This window comes from Variovorax sp. 05L425, from assembly GCF_056397705.1.
In genome coordinates, this window is the sequence record NZ_JBFTNY010000056.1 from 1 (window position 1) to 5,660 (window position 5,660).

A 5,660-nucleotide genomic window follows, 5' to 3' on the forward strand; every position below is an offset into this window, starting at 1 on the left:
AAAACCGTGTCATAATCGCAGGCTCCGCTAAACACGGATCTCGAAGGAGTTCTTCGGAGCGAGGTTGAGGTGAGCGGAGGGGGGAAAAGAAAAGCTTAAAAAGTTTTTCAGATCTTCTGAAAAGCGTGTAATAATAGAGGGCTTCGCTGATCGCAGCGAAGTGAAGCGCGAAGCGGAAAGCGGAGCGCGGTGATCGTTAAAAACATACAGCCGATAAGCGTGGGCGTTTGAGGCGAATGGCCAAGTTCTTCGGAACGAAGTCTTCGGACTTTAAACGCTCATGAGAATAGAAGTGAAGTTCACTTCAATTCCGTTTTTATGAGTTGCTTGAGAAATCGAGCGAAAAATTCAAGATCGAACTATAGAGTTTGATCCTGGCTCAGATTGAACGCTGGCGGCATGCCTTACACATGCAAGTCGAACGGCAGCACGGGAGCAATCCTGGTGGCGAGTGGCGAACGGGTGAGTAATACATCGGAACGTGCCCAATCGTGGGGGATAACGCAGCGAAAGCTGTGCTAATACCGCATACGATCTACGGATGAAAGCAGGGGACCGCAAGGCCTTGCGCGAATGGAGCGGCCGATGGCAGATTAGGTAGTTGGTGAGGTAAAGGCTCACCAAGCCTTCGATCTGTAGCTGGTCTGAGAGGACGACCAGCCACACTGGGACTGAGACACGGCCCAGACTCCTACGGGAGGCAGCAGTGGGGAATTTTGGACAATGGGCGCAAGCCTGATCCAGCCATGCCGCGTGCAGGATGAAGGCCTTCGGGTTGTAAACTGCTTTTGTACGGAACGAAACGGCTCTTTCTAATAAAGAGGGCTAATGACGGTACCGTAAGAATAAGCACCGGCTAACTACGTGCCAGCAGCCGCGGTAATACGTAGGGTGCAAGCGTTAATCGGAATTACTGGGCGTAAAGCGTGCGCAGGCGGTGATGTAAGACAGTTGTGAAATCCCCGGGCTCAACCTGGGAACTGCATCTGTGACTGCATCGCTGGAGTGCGGCAGAGGGGGATGGAATTCCGCGTGTAGCAGTGAAATGCGTAGATATGCGGAGGAACACCGATGGCGAAGGCAATCCCCTGGGCCTGCACTGACGCTCATGCACGAAAGCGTGGGGAGCAAACAGGATTAGATACCCTGGTAGTCCACGCCCTAAACGATGTCAACTGGTTGTTGGGTCTTCACTGACTCAGTAACGAAGCTAACGCGTGAAGTTGACCGCCTGGGGAGTACGGCCGCAAGGTTGAAACTCAAAGGAATTGACGGGGACCCGCACAAGCGGTGGATGATGTGGTTTAATTCGATGCAACGCGAAAAACCTTACCCACCTTTGACATGTACGGAATTTGCCAGAGATGGCTTAGTGCTCGAAAGAGAACCGTAACACAGGTGCTGCATGGCTGTCGTCAGCTCGTGTCGTGAGATGTTGGGTTAAGTCCCGCAACGAGCGCAACCCTTGTCATTAGTTGCTACATTTAGTTGGGCACTCTAGTGAGACTGCCGGTGACAAACCGGAGGAAGGTGGGGATGACGTCAAGTCCTCATGGCCCTTATAGGTGGGGCTACACACGTCATACAATGGCTGGTACAGAGGGTTGCCAACCCGCGAGGGGGAGCTAATCCCATAAAACCAGTCGTAGTCCGGATCGCAGTCTGCAACTCGACTGCGTGAAGTCGGAATCGCTAGTAATCGTGGATCAGAATGTCACGGTGAATACGTTCCCGGGTCTTGTACACACCGCCCGTCACACCATGGGAGCGGGTTCTGCCAGAAGTAGTTAGCCTAACCGCAAGGAGGGCGATTACCACGGCAGGGTTCGTGACTGGGGTGAAGTCGTAACAAGGTAGCCGTATCGGAAGGTGCGGCTGGATCACCTCCTTTCTGGAAACGAGCCGTTCAAATTGAACGCCCACACTTATCGGTTGTTGGATGAAGTCGATTCCATCGACATGGGTCTGTAGCTCAGCTGGTTAGAGCACCGTCTTGATAAGGCGGGGGTCGTTGGTTCGAGCCCAACTAGACCCACCAATTCTTCCAATGGTCATATGCGTCAAGTGTGAGGACCCTGGGGGATTAGCTCAGCTGGGAGAGCACCTGCTTTGCAAGCAGGGGGTCGTCGGTTCGATCCCGTCATCCTCCACCAATTCTTTGTCTTGACGACGTCCGATACTGAAGCACTCAACACCAAAGCGGCTTTGTGCGCAAGCATGAGGCTTCTTTGTTGTTGATCGGGATCTCCTGATCAATCGGCTGTTCTTTAAAAATTCATAGAGTCGAATCAGCGTTGCTGACGGAAAGAGCTTCATGGCTCACCGTGCCGTCAGCAACATGAATTTTTGATTGCGTCAAATGAACTTCAATTTCGAGTCAAATCGATTTATGAAGGCGGCATAACGCGCCAGGTGAAAGGCCTGGTAATTCCTTGATTGATTTTGGTTTCTGTGAAGAAACGTCAAAGTTATAGGGTCAAGTGAATAAGAGCATGTGGTGGATGCCTTGGCGATGATAGGCGACGAAGGACGTGATAGCCTGCGATAAGCTTCGGGGAGCTGGCAAATTAGCTTTGATCCGGAGATTTCCGAATGGGGAAACCCACCGAAAGGTATCGCATACTGAATACATAGGTATGCGAGGCGAACCGGGTGAACTGAAACATCTCAGTAGCTCGAGGAAAAGACATCAACCGAGATTCCGAAAGTAGTGGCGAGCGAAATCGGAAGAGCCTGTTAGTGATAGCACAAGACTTAACAGAACAGCTTGGAAAGGCTGGCCATAGCGGGTGATAGCCCCGTATGTGAAAAGACCTGTGTGGTACTGAGCTAACGAAAAGTAGGGCGGGACACGAGAAATCCTGTCTGAATATGGGGGGACCATCCTCCAAGGCTAAATACTCATCATCGACCGATAGTGAACTAGTACCGTGAGGGAAAGGCGAAAAGAACCCCGGGAGGGGAGTGAAATAGATCCTGAAACCGCATGCTTACAAAAAGTAGGAGCCCGCGAGGGTGACTGCGTACCTTTTGTATAATGGGTCAGCGACTTACATTCAGTGGCAAGGTTAACCGAATAGGGAAGCCGTAGAGAAATCGAGTCCGAATAGGGCGATCAGTCGCTGGGTGTAGACCCGAAACCAAGTGATCTATCCATGGCCAGGATGAAGGTGCCGTAACAGGTACTGGAGGTCCGAACCGACTAGTGTTGCAAAACTAGCGGATGAGCTGTGGATAGGGGTGAAAGGCTAAACAAACTTGGAAATAGCTGGTTCTCTCCGAAAACTATTTAGGTAGTGCCTCAAGTATTACCTTCGGGGGTAGAGCACTGTTTTGGCTAGGGGGTCATGGCGACTTACCAAACCAAGGCAAACTCCGAATACCGAAGAGTACAGCTTGGGAGACAGAGCACCGGGTGCTAACGTCCGGACTCAAGAGGGAAACAACCCAGACCGCCAGCTAAGGTCCCTAAAATTGGCTAAGTGGGAAACGAAGTGGGAAGGCTAAAACAGTCAGGATGTTGGCTTAGAAGCAGCCATCATTTAAAGAAAGCGTAATAGCTCACTGATCGAGTCGTCCTGCGCGGAAGATGTAACGGGGCTAAGCCAGTTACCGAAGCTGCGGATTTGCAATTTATTGCAAGTGGTAGGAGAGCGTTCTGTAAGCCTGTGAAGGTGCGTTGTAAAGCGTGCTGGAGGTATCAGAAGTGCGAATGCTGACATGAGTAGCGTTAAAGGGGGTGAAAAGCCCCCTCGCCGTAAGCGCAAGGTTTTCTACGCAACGTTCATCGGCGTAGAGTGAGTCGGCCCCTAAGGCGAGGCAGAGATGCGTAGCTGATGGGAAACAGGTCAATATTCCTGTACCGATGTGTAGTGCGATGTGGGGACGGATCTTAATAGGTCATCCGGGTGTTGGATATCCCGGTTTAGTTGGAAGTAGGCGATGGGTAGGCAAATCCGCCCGTCATATACCGAGGCCAACGATCGAGCCAGCTTGCTGGTGAAGTGACTGAACGAGGTTCCAGGAAAAGCCACTAAGCTTCAGCTGCACACGACCGTACCGCAAACCGACACTGGTGCGCGAGATGAGTATTCTAAGGCGCTTGAGAGAACTCAGGAGAAGGAACTCGGCAAATTGACACCGTAACTTCGGAAGAAGGTGTGCCCTATTAGTGTGAAGTGAACAACGGAGCATGAATGGGTTGCAAAAAATCGGTGGCTGCGACTGTTTATTAAAAACACAGCACTCTGCAAACACGAAAGTGGACGTATAGGGTGTGACGCCTGCCCGGTGCTGGAAGATTAAATGATGGGGTGCAAGCTCTTGATTGAAGTCCCAGTAAACGGCGGCCGTAACTATAACGGTCCTAAGGTAGCGAAATTCCTTGTCGGGTAAGTTCCGACCTGCACGAATGGCGTAACGATGGCCACACTGTCTCCTCCTGAGACTCAGCGAAGTTGAAATGTTTGTGATGATGCAATCTCCCCGCGGAAAGACGGAAAGACCCCATGAACCTTTACTGTAGCTTTGTATTGGACTTTGAACAGATCTGTGTAGGATAGGTGGGAGGCTTTGAAGCAGGGTCGCTAGATCTTGTGGAGCCAACGTTGAAATACCACCCTGGTGTGTTTGAGGTTCTAACCTAGGTCCATTATCTGGATCGGGGACAGTGCATGGTAGGCAGTTTGACTGGGGCGGTCTCCTCCCAAAGCGTAACGGAGGAGTTCGAAGGTACGCTAGTTACGGTCGGACATCGTGACGATAGTGCAATGGCATAAGCGTGCTTAACTGCGAGACTGACAAGTCGAGCAGATGCGAAAGCAGGACATAGTGATCCGGTGGTTCTGTATGGAAGGGCCATCGCTCAACGGATAAAAGGTACTCTGGGGATAACAGGCTGATACCGCCCAAGAGTTCATATCGACGGCGGTGTTTGGCACCTCGATGTCGGCTCATCTCATCCTGGGGCTGTAGCCGGTCCCAAGGGTATGGCTGTTCGCCATTTAAAGAGGTACGTGAGCTGGGTTTAAAACGTCGTGAGACAGTTTGGTCCCTATCTTCCGTGGGCGCTGCAGATTTGAGGAAGCCTGCTCCTAGTACGAGAGGACCGGAGTGGACACACCTCTGGTGTATCGGTTGTCACGCCAGTGGCATTGCCGAGTAGCTAAGTGTGGAAGAGATAACCGCTGAAAGCATCTAAGCGGGAAACTCGTTTCAAGATGAGATCTGCCGGGGCCTTGAGCCCCCTGAAGAGTCGTTCAAGACCAGGACGTTGATAGGTCGGGTGTGGAAGCGCAGTAATGCGTTAAGCTAACCGATACTAATTGCTCGTGCGGCTTGACCCTATAACTTTGATCTGTCGATCAAAGTGTTATGCCAAGTTGACGCATTCAAAATAAATCAAGCTGATTCCAGACTCTATGAATTCGTTGTGCTGATCCCTCAGCGCAGCAACCCTTTATGCCTGATGACCATAGCGAGGTGGTCCCACTCCTTCCCATCCCGAACAGGACAGTGAAACGCCTCAGCGCCGATGATAGTGCGGGTTCCCGTGTGAAAGTAGGTCATCGTCAGGCTCTTACAGCCCCAAAAAGCCCAGCCCTATCAGGCTGGGCTTTTTGCGTTTCCAAACACCAAAGCGCAACACACGTCAGAACGGT

Annotated in this window: 2 tRNA genes and 3 rRNA genes; all 5 read left to right on the plus strand. The window is 51.6% G+C overall.

Going from position 1 to position 5,660, the window contains the following annotated elements:
• The first annotated feature begins 356 nt into the window (after window positions 1–356).
• The 5 genes from AC1DN9_RS29785 to rrf all read left to right on the plus strand — a co-directional run bounded on the left by AC1DN9_RS29785 (window position 357) and on the right by rrf (window position 5,576).
• Window positions 357–1,891: ribosomal RNA gene (locus tag AC1DN9_RS29785) — 16S ribosomal RNA — on the plus strand.
• Window positions 1,892–1,961: 70 nt separating this feature from the next.
• Window positions 1,962–2,038 (plus strand) — tRNA-Ile (locus AC1DN9_RS29790).
• A 39-nt stretch (window positions 2,039–2,077) separates the two neighbouring features.
• Window positions 2,078–2,153 (plus strand) — tRNA-Ala (locus tag AC1DN9_RS29795).
• A 321-nt stretch (window positions 2,154–2,474) separates the two neighbouring features.
• Window positions 2,475–5,345 (plus strand): 23S ribosomal RNA (locus tag AC1DN9_RS29800).
• A gap of 118 nt (window positions 5,346–5,463) precedes the next feature.
• A 5S ribosomal RNA gene (gene rrf, locus AC1DN9_RS29805) occupies window positions 5,464–5,576 on the plus strand.
• The 16S, 23S and 5S rRNA genes sit together here with 2 tRNA genes alongside, the layout of an rRNA operon.
• The last annotated feature ends 84 nt before the right edge of the window (window positions 5,577–5,660 follow it).